This window comes from Winogradskyella marincola, from assembly GCF_029624125.1.
Classification (GTDB): Bacteria; Bacteroidota; Bacteroidia; order Flavobacteriales; family Flavobacteriaceae; genus Winogradskyella; species Winogradskyella marincola.
Map to the genome: position 1 here is coordinate 143,604 of NZ_JARSBN010000005.1, position 16,725 is coordinate 160,328.

The window sequence follows — 16,725 nt, forward strand, 5'->3', positions numbered from 1 at the left end:
TAAAACATATTATATTCTATACTTTATTCAACAACCAACTTTTCAGTAATAATGTTATTACCACTTCTTAATTGAACAAAATACAGTCCTGAATTTAAAGCAGACACATCTAATTCTACAGTACTATTAAATTCCCTTTTCGGAATATTAATCGTCTTACCTTGAATGTCTATTAAAGAAATATCTGTTGTATTCAATATATTTTGACTCAATGTTACTGTTACCATATCTTTTGCTGGATTTGGATACAACTTAAAAGACAATTTATGTAATGATTCCAAACTAAGAGCAACTGCTGCTTCAAGATAATCCGGAATCATATTAGAGTTGGTATCATCATCTGTTGGATCTCCGTTATTATTATAATCTTCATCTATGGTAAGCACACCATCGCCATCATCGTCATCATCTAAATAATTTTCTATCATATCATTATCTGTATCTACAAAAGGATGTGTACCAGAGCTATTGCGACCTGAAAGCTCTGCAATCTCATCTTCGGTAGAGACATTATCTCCGTCATCGTCGTCATCTAGATAATTTGGTATACCATCATCATCAGTATCATCATCGTCTAAATTACCATTATTATTAATATCTTCTTCACTATCATCTACTCCATCGGAGTCGGCATCTGGACAAGGCAATTCTGTTACCAAGAACTCTGTTGTAACAATGCCACAACCTTGAATATCTATTACCTGAACCGTATAAACTCCGGGTGAATTAATAGTTAACGTTGGCAAACTTTCACCTGAAATAATAAATCCATCGACATACCAAAGAAAAGCGTAATCATCACTACTTAAACCTGTGTCGATTGTTACAGATTCGTCTACACACAATATCGTATCTTCTACAGACAAATAAGGTATAGGAGTTACCATCAAAGTAGCTTCTGCGATATCGTAACAGCCAAAATAATTTTCTACTCTAGCATAAATAACCTGAGGATTTATTGTGTTTTGATACAGTGTTGGCAAAGGATTTACACCAATCTCAGCATCCACTAGTGTTGCAAAATAACTTAATGTATATACTGAAGGATCCTGACCATCTAGAATTTGAAAATCTAAAACAGATAAATCAAATTGAGAACTATCATTACTTGGGTCACCATCTGTTTCTGCATTATCATCGCATTGCTGGTAGACAATTGGTTGTAAGTCAGGGTTTGCTTGCGCTGCTTCATTAACCACTAAATCAAAACTTATTGTACTAAAACAGCCTGTTGAATTATCTGTTATGGCTGCATATATGGTTTGGGGATTGGTATAGTTGGTGAAAGGACTAGGTAATGCATTCATTTGTAATTCTGCTTCTACTACACTAGCATAGTAACTCACACTAAATAAAGCTGGATTTTGCCCATTTAAAACCTCTGCATTTTTTGTGGTTAAATCGAATTCTGCATAACCATCTGAGTTAATCTCACAAATTTCATAATCTGAGATTACTGTTGTTTCTGGCGTCAGGTTCACCACCAAATTAACAGAAGTGGTTGCTACACTACCAGAACTTAAATCTTCCACTCTTATATAAATCACTTGCATATTAGGAACAATATTTACGTAAAGAGATGCAATAGGATAATCACCAATAATAGCATCTGTTTGGGTTTCGTGATACGAAACACTGAAATCCAGCGAACTCTGACTACCTAAAACTTCCGGCTCAGTAATTGTTAAGTCAAATTCGGCATAACCGTCATTATCGTCATCACAAACCATTAAATCTGATGGTTGATTTGCAATTTGAGAATATGAATTCAATAAAAAGAAGCAAAAAGAAAATGCAAGTAAAAGTTTTTTCATAATTGATTGGTTTAATAGCATAGTGTGTATGTACAAACTGATTAATGGTTACGCTTCAATTGAGCTAAAATTGAAACACCTTAATAATTTAAGGCGTAAATTTGCACTTATCAAAGACTCTCAAATATATGATAAAATCAATAACTAGCCCACAAAACCCTCTTATTAAACAACTTAATCAACTAAAAGACAAGTCTAGACAACGCAAAAAAACAGGACAATTTTTAATTGAAGGGAAACGCGAACTGTCTTTGGCGATAAAAGGTGGCTACAAAATTGAAACACTTTTATTTTTCCCGGATTTGTTTTCTGAAAGTGAAGCAAAAGCCATGTCGCAATATGATATTGATATTATTGAAATTTCTAAAGAAGTTTTTCAAAAATTGGCACATCGAGACACCACAGAAGGTGTTATTGCTGTCGTAAATAGTAAAGCACACCAACTTGAAGATTTAAAACTCACTAACAAAAACCCTTTAATTTTAGTTGCTGAAGCACCCGAAAAACCAGGTAATGTTGGTGCTTTATTAAGAACTGCTGATGCTGCTAATGTAGACGCTGTGATTATTGCCAGCCCTAAGTCAGACTTGTACAATCCAAATATTATACGCTCTAGTGTTGGTTGTGTCTTTACAACACAAATTGCGATGGCAAGCACTACTGAAGCTATCGATTTTTTGAAGCATTACAATTTCAACATTTTCTCTGCTATTCTGCAAGAATCTCAGCCTTATCATACGCAAGATTACACCTTACCAACAGCTATTGTGGTTGGCACAGAAGCCACAGGATTAACCCAAGAATGGCGAGATGCAGCTACACAAAACATTAGTATACCAATGCAAGGTGTTATTGACTCTATGAATGTTTCTGTTGCTGCAGGAATTCTTATTTTTGAATCCAAAAGACAACGAGACTTTAAATAACCTAAACGTCAGTTCGAGTGATTTTCGAAGAATGATAAAATCGTATCGGGAACCTTACAAGAAAGAAGCTTTTCGACACAAAATTCCTAAGGAAATTTCACTTGAAGTGACGAACAAAACATATCACAAAGAAATGAACGCAGACATTCTTTTCTACATCATCATAGCCATTATCCTTATCAACTTTGTAAAGGATAAAATTCTAGATACATTAAATGCCAAACATTTTAACGAAGCAATACCCGAAGAATTAAATGATGTTTATGATGAAGACGAGTATAAAAAATCGCAAAACTACAAAGCCACTAATCACAAATTCGGGATATGGTCTTCCTTATTTTCACTGGTTTTAACCTTAGTTTTTCTGTTTTTAGATGGGTTTGAATATGTAGATAACATTGCCAGAAGTTATTCTGATAATCCTATCATTATTGGTTTAATTTTCTTTGGCATTATTATGATTGCCAGCGACATTATAACCACACCTTTTGCATATTACAAAACTTTTGTGATTGAAGAAAAGTTTGGGTTTAATAAAACCACAAAAAAGACATTTATCTTAGATAAATTAAAAGGCTTAATAATGATGGCCATATTAGGTGGAGGTATTATAGCCTTAATTATTTGGTTTTATCAAATTACAGGAAATCAATTTTGGCTGTATGCTTGGGGAATTGTAACCGTATTCACAGTATTTATGAACATGTTTTACTCTAAGCTCATTGTGCCAATGTTCAATAAACAAACACCTTTAGAAGACGGAGAGTTACGTAATAAAATTTCAGATTATGCCAAATCTGTAGGTTTTAGTCTTAATAAAATTTTTATCATAGATGGTTCTAAACGTAGCACTAAAGCCAATGCCTATTTCTCTGGTTTTGGAAGCGAAAAACGTGTTACGCTTTACGATACTTTGGTTAACGATTTAGACGATGAAGAAATTGTTGCGGTTTTAGCGCACGAAGTTGGGCACTACAAACGCAAACACATTATTTTTAATCTGGTTACATCAATAGCATTAACCGGATTCACACTTTTTATTTTATCGGTTTTTATTTCAAACCCATTATTATCTAATGCTATTGGAGTAGAAACACCAAGTTTTCATGTTGGTTTAATTGCTTTTGGATTGCTCTACTCGCCTATTTCAGAAATTACGGGTTTAATTATGAATTACGTCTCACGAGTTTTTGAATATCAAGCTGATGATTATGCAAAAAACACTTACAAAGCTGAGCCTTTAATTACCTCATTAAAAAAACTCTCTAAAAACAGTTTGAGTAATTTAACACCACACAAAGCTTACGTGTTTATGCATTATTCACATCCTACCTTGTTAGATCGTGTTAGGAATTTAAAAAACTGATAGACTTGACTTTGTAAGATAAAAAGACTTACTTCGTTAACACCTGATATAGACAGTTAAAAAAGTCCGTATCATGAAAATTACCCACAATTAAACAAAAACTTTATGAAAAACAGAATTGCGATTTTATTTACAATTATCTTATCATTTTTTTTGACTTTTAGTTGTACTGAAAGCAATGATGAACCTGAACCTGAATTAGAAACTTTTCTATGTTGCGGAGAAAATCCTTTTTCTGACTCAAATATTGATAATCTAGACCAAACAGCAGGTGAAATTGAAGCTACAGGTGCTTTTACACCAAATGGAGACGGATTGAATGACACATTTGCAATCCAAAACATAGACCTTTATACAGATAATACAGTAACCATTTATGACATAGATGATAATGTTGTTTTTGAGGCAAATAATTATGAATCTAATCCATTTCTTGGTCTAAACCAATCAAGTAACTCGGAATTGACATTTGGAACTTATAAATATAAAATTGTAGTTGAAAATGAAGCAACTTTTGTCGAGTTTGGATATGTCTGCTTAATTAGAGATTTTTCAGAGTCAGGCGATTTTAGTTTTGCAAACTGCAATGTTGAAGACCCAAACGACCCTTTATTACAATAATAACTGTGGGTAACAATAGTAATAATTCACTGCGGTAGAACCCCTTATCGGAATTTAACACTTTTTGCTATCTTTCAGCTACGGCTGAAAGAATCCTGCGGATTTTTCCGCAACAAAACCATCAAAAATTTCTTCAACAAAACCCATTGCCTATCTCATAGACTTTGTTTACTTTAGTTCTTATGACAGAAGTAGACATTGAAAAAGAAAATGCAGCCATTGCAAAAGCCTACAAAGAATTACTCAGAGTAAGCTACCAAACCCTAAGCAAAGACGATAAAAAACTAATTCGCCATGCTTTTGAGGTCGCTCTAGATGCGCACAAAGATCAACGTCGCAAATCTGGAGAAGCTTATATTTTTCACCCAATTGCTGTGGCAAAAATTGTGGCACAAGAAATTGGTCTAGACGCTACGTCTATTGCTGCTGCTCTACTTCATGATGTGGTTGAAGACAATCCTAACTACACCATTGCAGACATGGAACGTCTTTTTGGCGAAACCGTAGCTCGCATTGTAGACGGACTTACAAAAATATCTGTCCTTAATAAGGAAATGGATGTATCTCTACAAGCAGAGAATTTCAGAAAAATGCTGTTAACACTCAATGAAGATGTACGTGTTATCATCATAAAAATTGCAGACCGTTTGCATAACATGCAAACTATGGACTCTATGCGTGCAGATAAACAGATAAAAATTGCATCAGAAACCTTATACATTTATGCTCCACTAGCACACAGAATTGGGCTTTACAATATAAAAACCGAACTCGAAGATTTAGGACTAAAGTATACCGAACCAGAAGTCTATGAAGACATTGCTGAAAAAATGCAAGAAAGCAAAGAAGAGCAAGACGCATACATTAAAGCATTTTCTGAAGTCATAGAAAAATCACTTAATAAAGAAGGCCTTAATTACGAAATTAAAGGACGACCAAAATCCATTTTTAGTATAAGACGAAAAATGGTAAAACAAGGTGTTTCTTTTGATGAAGTTTACGACAAATTTGCTGTTAGAATTATCTATAAATCAGATTTTGAAAACGAAAAGTTTCTGGCTTGGAAAATCTATTCTATCGTTACAGACCACTTTACACCAAACCCAATTCGTTTGCGCGATTGGATTTCATCACCAAAATCTACAGGTTACGAAGCATTGCACATTACTGTTGTAGGGCCAAAAAGTCGTTGGGTAGAAGTACAAATTCGAAGTGAGCGCATGAATGAAATTGCCGAAAAAGGGTACGCAGCACACTACAAATACAAAAACGCCAACGACAAAGAAGATAACTTAGACTTATGGATTAACAGGCTTCAAGAAGCTCTAGAAAATAACGAGGCTAATGCTGTAGATTTTGTAGAACAATTCAAACTCAATCTCTACTCAAAAGAAATCTTTGTTTTTTCACCAAAAGGAGATTTAAAGTCTTTACCAAAAGGTGCTACTCCACTAGACTTTGCATTTAGCATTCATACCGAAGTTGGCATGAAAACTCGAGGAGCAAAAGTCAACGGTAAATTAGTACCTCTAAGTCATGAACTACAAAGTGGAGACCGTGTAGAGATTTTAACATCAGACAACGCCAAGCCAAACGCTAACTGGCTAGATTATGCAACAACTGCCAGAGCTCGAAGCAAGATTAAATCGGCATTAAATGCACATACCAAAGAGATTGCAGAAGAAGGTAAGGAAGTTTTAAGACGAAAACTAAAGCAACTCAAAATTACTCTTAATGAAAAATCGGTAAATGAGCTGGTCAACTACTTTAAGCTTAAAACATCTTTAGATTTATTTTATCGTGTTGGTATTGGTACTATAGATAACACCAAACTCAAAGCCTTTGCTTCATCCAGAAGTAACGCTTTTATGAGTTATATAAAAAGTAAAATCCGCAAGCCAGATGTTCCTAATAAGGATATAGACAAAGAAGAGATTACTTCTAAGTATGATATGCTGGTTTTTGGAAAAGAAGAAGAACGTCTCAACTACACTCTTGCTAATTGTTGCAACCCAATTCCTGGCGATAAAGTATTTGGATTTGTTACCATAAATGACGGTATAAAAGTTCATAAAAAAAACTGTCCAAACGCAGTAAGTTTACAATCTAACTATGCCTACAGAATACAAGCTGCCAAATGGATAGACTCTTCTCAGCGTGCTTACACCTCGCATATTAAACTATCTGGAATAGACAACCTTGGTTTGGTAAACGATATCACAAAACTTATTTCAGAAAACCTTCATGTTAACATGAAAAGTATAAGTTTTTCTAGTGACGACGGTATTTTTAACGGAGACATAACGGTTGAAGTAAAAAACCAAACCATGCTAAAAAACCTCATAGACAAACTCAAAACAATTAATGGTATAGACAAAGTAGTAAGAGTTTGATTTTAATAGATTAAAAGTATTGAAAACTTGTTCATTTCTTTCAATTTTAATCTAAAATTAAATCATTCTTATCCTATATTTTTACGTAAATTTGCACCTTAATTATGAATGCAACAACAGAAGAAAGTAATCAGGAAATTGTAAAACGAGTTTTTACACAATTCCTTGAAGACAAAGGTCATAGAAAAACACCTGAACGTTATGCTATACTTCAGGAAATATATGAAAGCGAAGAGCATTTTGATATCGAGTCTTTATACATCAAAATGAAAAATAAAAACTATCGTGTAAGTAGAGCTACGCTATACAACACCATAGAGTTACTTTTAGAATGTGCATTGGTACGCAAACATCAGTTTGGCCAAAACCAAGCACACTACGAAAAATCATATTTTGATAAGCAACACGATCACGTTATTCTTACCGATACAGGTGAAGTTATAGAATTCTGTGATCCACGCATTCAATCTATAAAGAAAACCATCGAAGAGGTTTTTAACATTGAAATAACTAATCATTCACTATACTTTTACGGCAACCGTAAAAAAGAAGACTAACTAATTTTTTAAAATGGCAGTAGACTTACTACTTGGATTACAATGGGGAGATGAAGGCAAAGGTAAAATTGTCGATGTATTCACCTCTAAATACGATATTATTGCACGTTTTCAAGGTGGCCCAAACGCTGGTCACACCTTAGTTTTTAACGGCAAAAAACATGTTTTACATACCATACCATCTGGTATTTTTCATGACAACACTGTAAACCTAGTTGGTAATGGTGTCGTTATAGATCCTGTGATTTTTAAAAAGGAATTAGACAAATTAGACGAGCAAGGTGTAGATTACAAAAAATCTCTTTGCATCTCTAGAAAAGCACATATCATTTTACCTACACATCGTTTACTAGATGCAGCCAGTGAAGCTTCTAAAGGAAAAGCAAAAATAGGTTCTACACTAAAAGGAATTGGTCCAACTTACATGGACAAAACCGGTAGAAACGGTATTAGAGTTGGTGATATTGAATTGGCTGACTGGAAAGAAAAATACAGAGCTTTAGCAGATAAGCACGAAGCTATGATTGCTTTCTATAATGTAGATATTCAGTACGATTTAAAAGAATTAGAGACTGATTTCTTTGAAGCTATAGAAACTCTAAAAACATTAAAGTTTATTGATTCTGAAGAGTACGTTCACCAAGCGCAACAGTCTGGTAAAACTATTTTAGCAGAAGGTGCTCAAGGATCGCTTTTAGATATTGATTTTGGGACGTATCCATTCGTAACATCTTCTAACACAACTGCTGCTGGTGCATGTACAGGTTTAGGTGTTGCACCAAACCAAATAGGAGATGTCTTTGGTATTTTTAAAGCCTACACAACACGTGTTGGTTCAGGTCCTTTCCCAACAGAGTTATTTGATGAAGATGGAGAAACTATGGGACGCGTTGGCCACGAGTTTGGCGCAACAACAGGTCGCGCAAGACGTTGTGGATGGTTAGACTTAGTAGCGCTTCGCTATGCATGCCAAGTTAATGGTGTTACACAATTAATTATGATGAAAGGTGATGTACTTTCTGGTTTTAACACCTTAAAAGTATGTACTGCCTACAATTATAAAGGTGAAACAATTACGCATCTACCTTACAATATCGAGGAAGAAAACATTAAGCCAATTTATACTGAAGTTAAAGGATGGTCAGAAGATCTAACTGGCATGACAGAAGCGTCTCAACTACCTGAAGCTTTTAATGCTTATGTTGAGTTTTTAGAAAAAGAGCTTAACATTCCTATTACAATAGTATCTGTTGGTCCTGATCGTAAGCAGACTATCGTCAGAAAAACGATATAATTTTTTGAATTATAGATTCTGTTAAAAAAACTGTTAACCTATACTAAAGCTAATTGATTAGTGTTATTTTTTAAAAACCATACAGCTTTGAATAGTTTGAAGAATCTATTTTTAATTATTATACTTTGTATTTCTGCTTTTAGCTTTGCTCAAGAAAAGCAAAAAATTGTCATAGAATACTCTGGCATAACTACATCAAATCCTGATGTAGAAGATGGTGCTATAATTTTTCTTAGAGACGATTCTCAACAAGTACATTTTGTTCACAAAGGAGTTAATCTTTGGTGTGATAAAGCCATATATTATCAAGACCAAGACTATATTGAAGCCTTTAGCGGCAATTCTGGCAAGGTATTAGTCAAGCAAGGCGACTCTATTAATATGGTTGCTAAATATGTGGAATACAGTGGTAAAACCGAGTTAGCATTTGCTCAAGGCGAAGTGGTTTTAACAGAGCCTAGTTCTATACTAACTACAAATAAATTGTATTTTGACAGAGTGCGTCAACTAGCTTATTATGACACTAGTGGTAAAGTTGTAAGAGATTCTTCTGGTACTATTACGAGTCAAATAGGTCGGTATTATATGAACAGTAAGAAGTATCAGTTTACAAAAGACGTAGTTCTTGTAAATCCTGATTATACTTTAAACACTGAACGTTTAGATTTTTTTCCAGATAACGGTCATGCGTACCTGTTTGGACCTTCGACTATTGTTGGAGAAGAAAGTAAAATTTATACCGAACGTGGCTTTTACGACACCAATGCTAATACTGGTTATTTTCAACGAAATGCTAAAATAGATTACGACAATAGAACGGTTGAAGGAGATAGTATTTATTTTGACCGTAACCGTAGTTTTGCATCTGCAACCAATAATATAACAGTAACAGATACCATAAATAACAGCTTAGTAAAAGGGCATTATGCAGAAGTATGGCGCGCTAAAGATTCTGTATTTATTACCAAAAGAGCTTTAGCAATAAGTGTACAAGAAAAAGATTCTATGTACTTGCATGCAGACACTCTAATGGTTACAGGAAAACCAGAGCATCGCATTACAAGAGCTTACTATAATGCCAAACTTTATAAAAGTGATTTAGCAGGTAAAGCAGATTCTATACATGTAGACCACAAAACAGGCTTAACAGAACTTATAAACCTAAGCAGATACAGTTCTACAGACGCTTTTGCCACAGCTCGTAAGCCAGTGTTATGGAATATAGGTAACCAGATGACTGGTGATACTATTCATCTAACATCTAATACAGAAACTGAAAAACTAGACTCATTAAAAGTGTTTAATAATGCTTTTTTAGTGAGTAAGGATACTATTAGTGAGGATGGTTACAACCAAATAAAAGGTCAAAGACTCATTGGTTTGTTTAGAGATAATGAACTCTACAATGTAGACATTATAAAGAATGCTGAGACCATTAGGTATATGAGAAATGACAAAAATGAACTCATAGGTATTCAGAAATCTAAATCTGGTAGTATTAACATTCAAATTGTAGAACAAGCTATTGAAGAAGTTAGATTTATTAATCAGATTGATGGTAACATTTTTCCAGAACCCGATTTTCCAAGAAACGCAAGAAGATTACGAGGTTTTGATTGGCGAGGCGAAGAACGACCTGCATCTGTAGAAGATTTATTTAAAGACGATCCGCCTTTAGATTTACCAAAAATATCTGGCTTAGAAGATTATGTTCCACCAGAAGACTTTTTTGGAGATAGTGTTATAGAACGTATAGAAGAAGCTGGCAAAGACACACCTAATAAGCCAAATAAAGCAGCAAGAAACCTTCCAAAGGAAGAAGAAAAAGAGTCTAATGGTCTAAAACCAAAAGTAGAGCAACCTATTTCTAAGACAAAACTAGATTCGATTCCAAAAACTAAACCTACAAACGTTTCTAAAGAAACTAAAAAAATCAAAGTAAAAGGAGGGTTATAATTGCAAAACGATTTTTTTAAATATCAGGCTCAGACATCGCCACACCCTTTGGCAATGGAAATAAGCCATGCTGAAGGCTCATATATTTTCGACAAAAACAAAAAAGCTTATTTAGATTTTGTTGCAGGTGTATCTGCATGTTCTCTAGGGCATTCGCATCCAAAAATTGTGAACGCTATAAAAGCGCAAGCAGACCAATATCTTCATGTGATGGTTTATGGCGAATACATACAGGAACCTGCAATAGAACTTGCTAAACTTATAGCTAATAATTTACCAAAACCATTAGAGAGCACATATCTTGTAAATTCTGGTACAGAAGCCATTGAAGGCAGCTTAAAACTTGCCAGACGCTACACAGGCAGAACAGAAATTATTGCCGCTAAAAATGCTTATCATGGCAATACAATGGGTTCTTTAAGTCTTATGGATTATGAAGAACGCAAAGCTCCTTTTCTACCTTTAATTCCAGATGTAAAACATATAGCTTTTAATAACGAGGCAGATCTGTCACAAATCACAACTAAAACGGCTGCTGTAATTTTAGAAACCATTCAAGGAGGTGCTGGTTTTATAGAACCGCAAGACAATTATCTTCAGAAGGTACAAAAACGTTGTAATGAGGTTGGTGCTCTTTTTATACTAGATGAAATTCAACCAGGAATTGGCAGAACAGGCAAACTCTTTGGTTTTGAAAACTACAACTGCCAACCAGACATTGTCGTTACAGGCAAGGGTCTTGGTGGTGGCTTACCTATTGGTGCATTTACCGCGTCTAAAGACATGATGCTTTCCTTGAGTAATAATCCTAAATTAGGACACATAACTACTTTTGGTGGCAACCCTTTAATTGCTGCTGCAGCACTAGCAACTTTAAAAGAAATTATAGATACAAACCTTATTAAAGATACTCTTGAAAAAGAAAAATTAATAAGACAACACCTTAATCATAAACACATTAAAGAAGTAAGAGGAAAAGGATTAATGCTTGCTGCAATAGTAGAAAATTCTGAAATTGCTAACAACGTTATACTCAAAGCTCAAGATGAAGGCTTAATTTTATTTTGGCTACTTTTTGAACCTAAAGCCATAAGAATTACACCTCCACTCACCATTTCTAATGAAGAAATTATTAAGGGATGTAAAATAATTACTTCAATTTTAGACAAAATATAACGCACCTACACAAACACAAAACACTGATTTACAATAAAATAAACATTCACCAAGAAATCTAAGTCAATGTTAATTAATTTGTTAAAAACAAAAACGTATTTCACCTCCATCATTAAAGGATAACTGTAATTTAGATTAGTAAACAATTTTTGAGACTAGAGCACTCACAAAGTTATGCGCTACCTAAAATAAACGCAATATTAAGTGTTCTTAAATCTTGATGATCGAGTGAATCTTAAAGCCGCTTATGAATTATAGTCACGAAGACGAAAACTATCCACTTCTAAGATTTGAATCTATGCTAAAGACAAATGATATTTTGTTTTTTGATTCGAATGAATTTGAAAACATCATACATCATTATCTCGAGAATGGAAAAATTGCTTTAGCCAAACGTGCCATAAAACTTGGCTTAGAACAACATCCTACATCAATTAATCTTAGATTATTTCAGGTAGAAATTTTAGTTATTGAGAACAAATTCAATGAAGCAGATGAAATACTAGACACACTTCATGATATTGAACCTAGTAACGAAGAAATATACATTCAAAAAGCTAACGTACTCTCTAAGCAAGATGAGCACGAAAAAGCAATTAATACACTTTTAATTGCTATAGACATCTCTTCTACTCCAGAAGATGATTCAGATTTATACGCTTTGGTTGGTATGGAATATTTATTCCTCGATCAATTTGAAAATGCTGTCATTTACTTTAAAAAATGCTTAGAAAGTGACTCTTCAGATTACTCAGCATTACACAACATTGTTTACTGTTACGATTTTCTAGATCAGAATGAAGAAGCCATAAGTTATCTTAATAACTTTTTAGATTCTAATCCTTATTGCGAAGTGGCTTGGCACCAGTTGGGTCGTCAATATTTTGCGGTTAAAGATTACCACAAAGCCAATGCTGCATTTGATTTTGCTATCATTTCAGATGATACTTTTGTAGGTGCTTATATAGAAAAGGGTAAAGTTCTAGAAAAACTAGAGCAATATGAAGAAGCTATAGTTAATTACAAAATAACACTCGCTTTAGAAGACCCAACATCATTTGCCTTACTAAGAATTGGCCACTGTTACGAAAAAATTGGTAAAGACGATTTAGCAATACAATTTTTTAATAAAACCATTGAAGACGATGCTTTGCTAGACAAAGGCTGGATTGCTATTACAAAGTTTTACATGAAACGCCTTAACTATAACAAAGCGTTGAAGTATATTAAAAATGCTGTAAATATTGACGGTGAAAATGTGTTGTACTGGAAACTATATGCTACAATAAATAAACGTCTAAACTTCCTTGAAGAAGCAGAAGTTGGCTATAAAAAAACTTTAGAACTCGGCAATTACGAACTTGAAACTTGGATAGATCGTTCTGATATTTTAATTGCGCTGGGAGAATATGAAGCATCAATTTACAACCTGCTTCAAGCTGCTGAATTTTATCCAGATAACCCAGAAATTGAATACAGACTAGGTGGCTTATATTTTACAACACAAAAGACACAAGAAGGTCATTTTCATTTAAAAAACGCGTTAAGACTTAATGCAGATTATAGTTTTATTGTTTCAGAACTCTTTCCTTTGCTCATTGAAAGACCGATGGTTAAAGCCATAATTTCGGAAGTAAAAAAGACTTCCGACTAAAAAAATCCATACCTTAGCATTTCTTATAAAAAAAGAAATGCAAAGACGTTTTTTAGACTATCTTATTATCGCTTTTAAAGGTGTAGCTATGGGAGCTGCAGATGTAGTACCAGGTGTTTCTGGCGGAACCATAGCCTTTATTTCGGGTATTTACGAAGAATTAATAGAGAGTATCGACAAAGTAAACCTAGGAGTTTTTAAAGTATGGAAACAACAAGGTTTTAAAGCCGCGTGGAAATCTATAAATGGCTCATTCCTTTTGGCTTTGTTCTCAGGAATTGCCATTAGTATTTTATCCTTAGCCAAACTTATAAAGTGGCTTTTGCACAACGAACCTATTTTATTATGGTCTTTCTTTTTTGGATTGGTACTGGCAAGTATTCTATACATAGCAAAACAAATAAAAGGATGGTCTCCAAAAATTATCCTAGCCATTATTGCTACATCTGTACTATCCTATTTTATAACATTAGCTGAACCTTTTGCTTCACCAGACAGTTCTCTTTATTTATTATTCTGTGGTTTTATTGCCATAATTGCAATGATACTACCTGGTGTTTCTGGTGCTTTTATTCTACTTATTTTAGGCGCTTACCAAACTGCAATTGACACTATAAATAATTTACGCGATGGCTTGTTAACAGGCAATATGGCGTTATTTAAAGACGCCTTTTTAAAGTTTGTTTTGCTAGCTATTGGTGCTGTTGTTGGCTTAAAAGTCTTCTCTAAAGCATTAAACTGGATGTTTAAACACCAAAAGAATCTAACATTAGCCATCTTAACTGGTTTTATGATTGGTTCACTTAACAAAATATGGCCTTGGAAAAAGATTCTTAAAACCAGAATTAATTCTGAAGGGCAAGAAGTTACCTTATTAGACCAAAGCATTTTGCCCTCTTCTTACCAAGGAGATAATCAAATAGTTATGGCATTAGTATTTGTTGTAATTGGATTTGCCACGATTTTAATTTTAGAGCGTTTAGGAGATCAAAAAAATAAAATCTAATGCAAAGCACCAGAACTTTTAAGGATCGTATTTTTTTGGTCATAAAAGGGCTGGCAATGGGAGCCGCTAACAAAGTTCCTGGAGTTTCTGGTGGTGTTGTGGCCTTTGTTGCTGGTTTTTACGAAGAGTTTATTTATTCGCTTCAACGTGTTAATAAAACTGCGTTCAAACTTCTTTTTAACGGTCGTTTTAAAAGTTTTTATCAATACATTAATGGTAAGTTTCTAGGACTTTTATTCTTAGGAATGATTGTGAGCTACTTTAGTGTTTCTAAAATACTCGATTACCTCATTGTTAACTTTCAGCTTTATGTGTGGAGTGCTTTTTTTGGTATGATACTAGGCTCCATCTATTACATCAGTAAAGATTTTAAAGCTTGGAATAGCAAAACAATTATTGCTTTAATCCTTGGTGCTGTTATTGGCATAAGCATTAGTTTTTTAGATCCTGCCAAAGAAAACGACAATCTATGGTTTGTATTTTTCTGTGGTATTATTAGCGTTTCTGGCATGACACTTCCTGGGTTTTCGGGTTCGTTTATATTAATTTTACTTGGTAATTATGTGCTTCTTCTGGTGGATTCGGTAAATGCACTATACGATACACTTTCAGATATATTTACTGGTAATTTTGAGTTCATAAAAAATGAAGCCAGAATAAGAATGCTCAAAGTTCTTAGCATTTTTACATTAGGCTCTGTAGCTGGTTTAGTGACCTTTTCGCATGTACTAAACTATATTTTACATCATTATAAGAACATTACACTTGCAACTATAGTTGGCTTTATTATTGGATCACTTGGTGTGGTTTGGCCATGGAAAGAAACTATATACAAAACCAACGCAGATGGCAGCCACATTTTAGATTCCACTGGCAAACAGGTTATTGCAAATTACAAGCGTTTTTTCCCTGAGGCGACTACCGAAACTTATATTGCAATTGCGTATATTGGTCTTGGAATCCTTATAGTATTGGGATTAGAATGGTATGGACAACGCACAAGACAAATCAAAACTTAAGTTTGGATTGGTAGGAAAAAATATTTCCTATTCATTTTCTAGAGGGTATTTTGCAGATAAATTTTCTAACGAAGGTTTACCACATTCTTATGTTAATTTTGATATACAATCAATTGACGAACTAAAGGAGATTATTGAAAACACTTCTAATTTAAAGGGTCTTAACGTTACTATTCCGTATAAAGAAGACATTATTTCCTTATTAGACAAGCTAAATAAACGCGCAAAAAAAATTGGTGCCGTTAACACTATAAAGATCAAAAAAGGCAAATTAATTGGCTTTAATACAGATTATGATGGTTTTAAGAACTCATTAAAGCCACATTTAAAGAAACATCATAAGCGAGCATTAATCTTGGGTACAGGAGGCGCTTCTAAAGCCATAGCTTATGCTCTAAAGAAACTTGGTATTGAGCATCATTATATTTCTAGAACTAAAAAAGAAGATGTTACCTACACCTATTCTGAATTGACTGAAGACATCATTGCTTCATTTCAAATTATTATAAACTGTACACCAATTGGTACATTTCCTAATGTAAATGAATGTCCTGATATTCCTTATGACGGCATTACAGACAAACATATTTTATACGATCTTATCTATAATCCTGAAGAAACAAAATTCCTTAATTGCGGTAAATTAAAAGGAGCTACAATTATCAACGGATTAGAGATGCTAAAGCTGCAAGCCGAAAAATCTTGGGAAATATGGAATAAGTAGCGAGTAGTTAGTAGTTAGTAGTTAGTAGTTAGTAGTTAGTAGTTAGTAGTTAGTAGTTAGTAGTTAGTAGTTAGTAGTTAGTAGTGAAAATGACAAAAAAACCAAACACTTCGCAAACAACTAGACCATCCTTATATTTAAAAGAGCGATGGAATAACAGCTAACAAATTAACAATTACCCTGTTCAACAATTCAAAAAACATCACCTTTTTATTTCCT

At 33.9% G+C, this 16,725-nt stretch carries 13 protein-coding genes; 12 read left to right on the plus strand and 1 reads right to left on the minus strand.

What is annotated here, in order from left to right; genetic code table 11:
- Positions 1-23: 23 nt before the first annotated feature.
- Positions 24-1,814 carry a T9SS type A sorting domain-containing protein gene (locus tag P7122_RS10625; protein ID WP_278005778.1) on the minus strand — a complete coding sequence of 597 codons (1,791 nt, stop codon included), beginning with the start codon at positions 1,812-1,814 and terminating at the stop codon, positions 24-26.
- Positions 1,815-1,942: 128 nt separating this feature from the next.
- On the opposite strand from P7122_RS10625, the gene P7122_RS10630 reads away from it, so the two are divergent.
- From P7122_RS10630 to P7122_RS10685, 12 genes are all read left to right on the plus strand, one after another.
- Positions 1,943-2,740: a TrmH family RNA methyltransferase gene (locus P7122_RS10630; RefSeq protein WP_278005779.1), complete on the plus strand. Its 798-nt coding sequence runs from the start codon at positions 1,943-1,945 to the stop codon at positions 2,738-2,740.
- Positions 2,741-2,873: 133 nt separating this feature from the next.
- Positions 2,874-4,106 carry a M48 family metallopeptidase gene (locus tag P7122_RS10635; RefSeq protein WP_278005780.1) on the plus strand — a complete coding sequence of 411 codons (1,233 nt, stop codon included), beginning with the start codon at positions 2,874-2,876 and terminating at the stop codon, positions 4,104-4,106.
- Positions 4,107-4,211: 105 nt separating this feature from the next.
- A complete protein-coding gene (locus tag P7122_RS10640; RefSeq protein ID WP_278005781.1) occupies positions 4,212-4,727 on the plus strand; it encodes a T9SS type B sorting domain-containing protein in 516 nt (171 codons plus the stop codon).
- Between the two features lie 182 nt (positions 4,728-4,909).
- Positions 4,910-7,120 carry a RelA/SpoT family protein gene (locus P7122_RS10645; protein ID WP_278005782.1) on the plus strand — a complete coding sequence of 737 codons (2,211 nt, stop codon included), beginning with the start codon at positions 4,910-4,912 and terminating at the stop codon, positions 7,118-7,120.
- 104 nt (positions 7,121-7,224) lie between these two features.
- Positions 7,225-7,677: a Fur family transcriptional regulator gene (locus P7122_RS10650; protein ID WP_278005783.1), complete on the plus strand. Its 453-nt coding sequence runs from the start codon at positions 7,225-7,227 to the stop codon at positions 7,675-7,677.
- 13 nt (positions 7,678-7,690) lie between these two features.
- Positions 7,691-8,971 (plus strand): adenylosuccinate synthase, encoded by a 1,281-nt coding sequence (locus P7122_RS10655; protein WP_278005784.1) that lies wholly within the window; start codon positions 7,691-7,693, stop codon positions 8,969-8,971.
- 96 nt (positions 8,972-9,067) lie between these two features.
- Positions 9,068-10,927: an OstA-like protein gene (locus tag P7122_RS10660; RefSeq protein ID WP_278005785.1), complete on the plus strand. Its 1,860-nt coding sequence runs from the start codon at positions 9,068-9,070 to the stop codon at positions 10,925-10,927.
- Positions 10,928-12,103, plus strand: coding sequence for an aspartate aminotransferase family protein (locus P7122_RS10665; protein ID WP_278005786.1), 1,176 nt, complete (start codon positions 10,928-10,930; stop codon positions 12,101-12,103).
- 247 nt (positions 12,104-12,350) lie between these two features.
- The gene (locus P7122_RS10670) at positions 12,351-13,757 is read left to right on the plus strand and encodes a tetratricopeptide repeat protein (protein WP_278005787.1); all 1,407 of its coding nucleotides are present in this window, start codon (positions 12,351-12,353) and stop codon (positions 13,755-13,757) included.
- Positions 13,758-13,794: 37 nt separating this feature from the next.
- Entirely contained in the window at positions 13,795-14,763 is a 969-nt protein-coding gene (locus P7122_RS10675) for a DUF368 domain-containing protein (RefSeq protein ID WP_278005788.1), read from the plus strand.
- Positions 14,763-15,782 carry a DUF368 domain-containing protein gene (locus P7122_RS10680; protein ID WP_278005789.1) on the plus strand — a complete coding sequence of 340 codons (1,020 nt, stop codon included), beginning with the start codon at positions 14,763-14,765 and terminating at the stop codon, positions 15,780-15,782. The genes P7122_RS10675 and P7122_RS10680 overlap by 1 nt, the downstream gene beginning before the upstream one ends.
- Entirely contained in the window at positions 15,751-16,506 is a 756-nt protein-coding gene (locus P7122_RS10685) for a shikimate dehydrogenase family protein (RefSeq protein ID WP_278005790.1), read from the plus strand. The genes P7122_RS10680 and P7122_RS10685 overlap by 32 nt, the downstream gene beginning before the upstream one ends.
- Positions 16,507-16,725 lie beyond the last annotated feature (219 nt).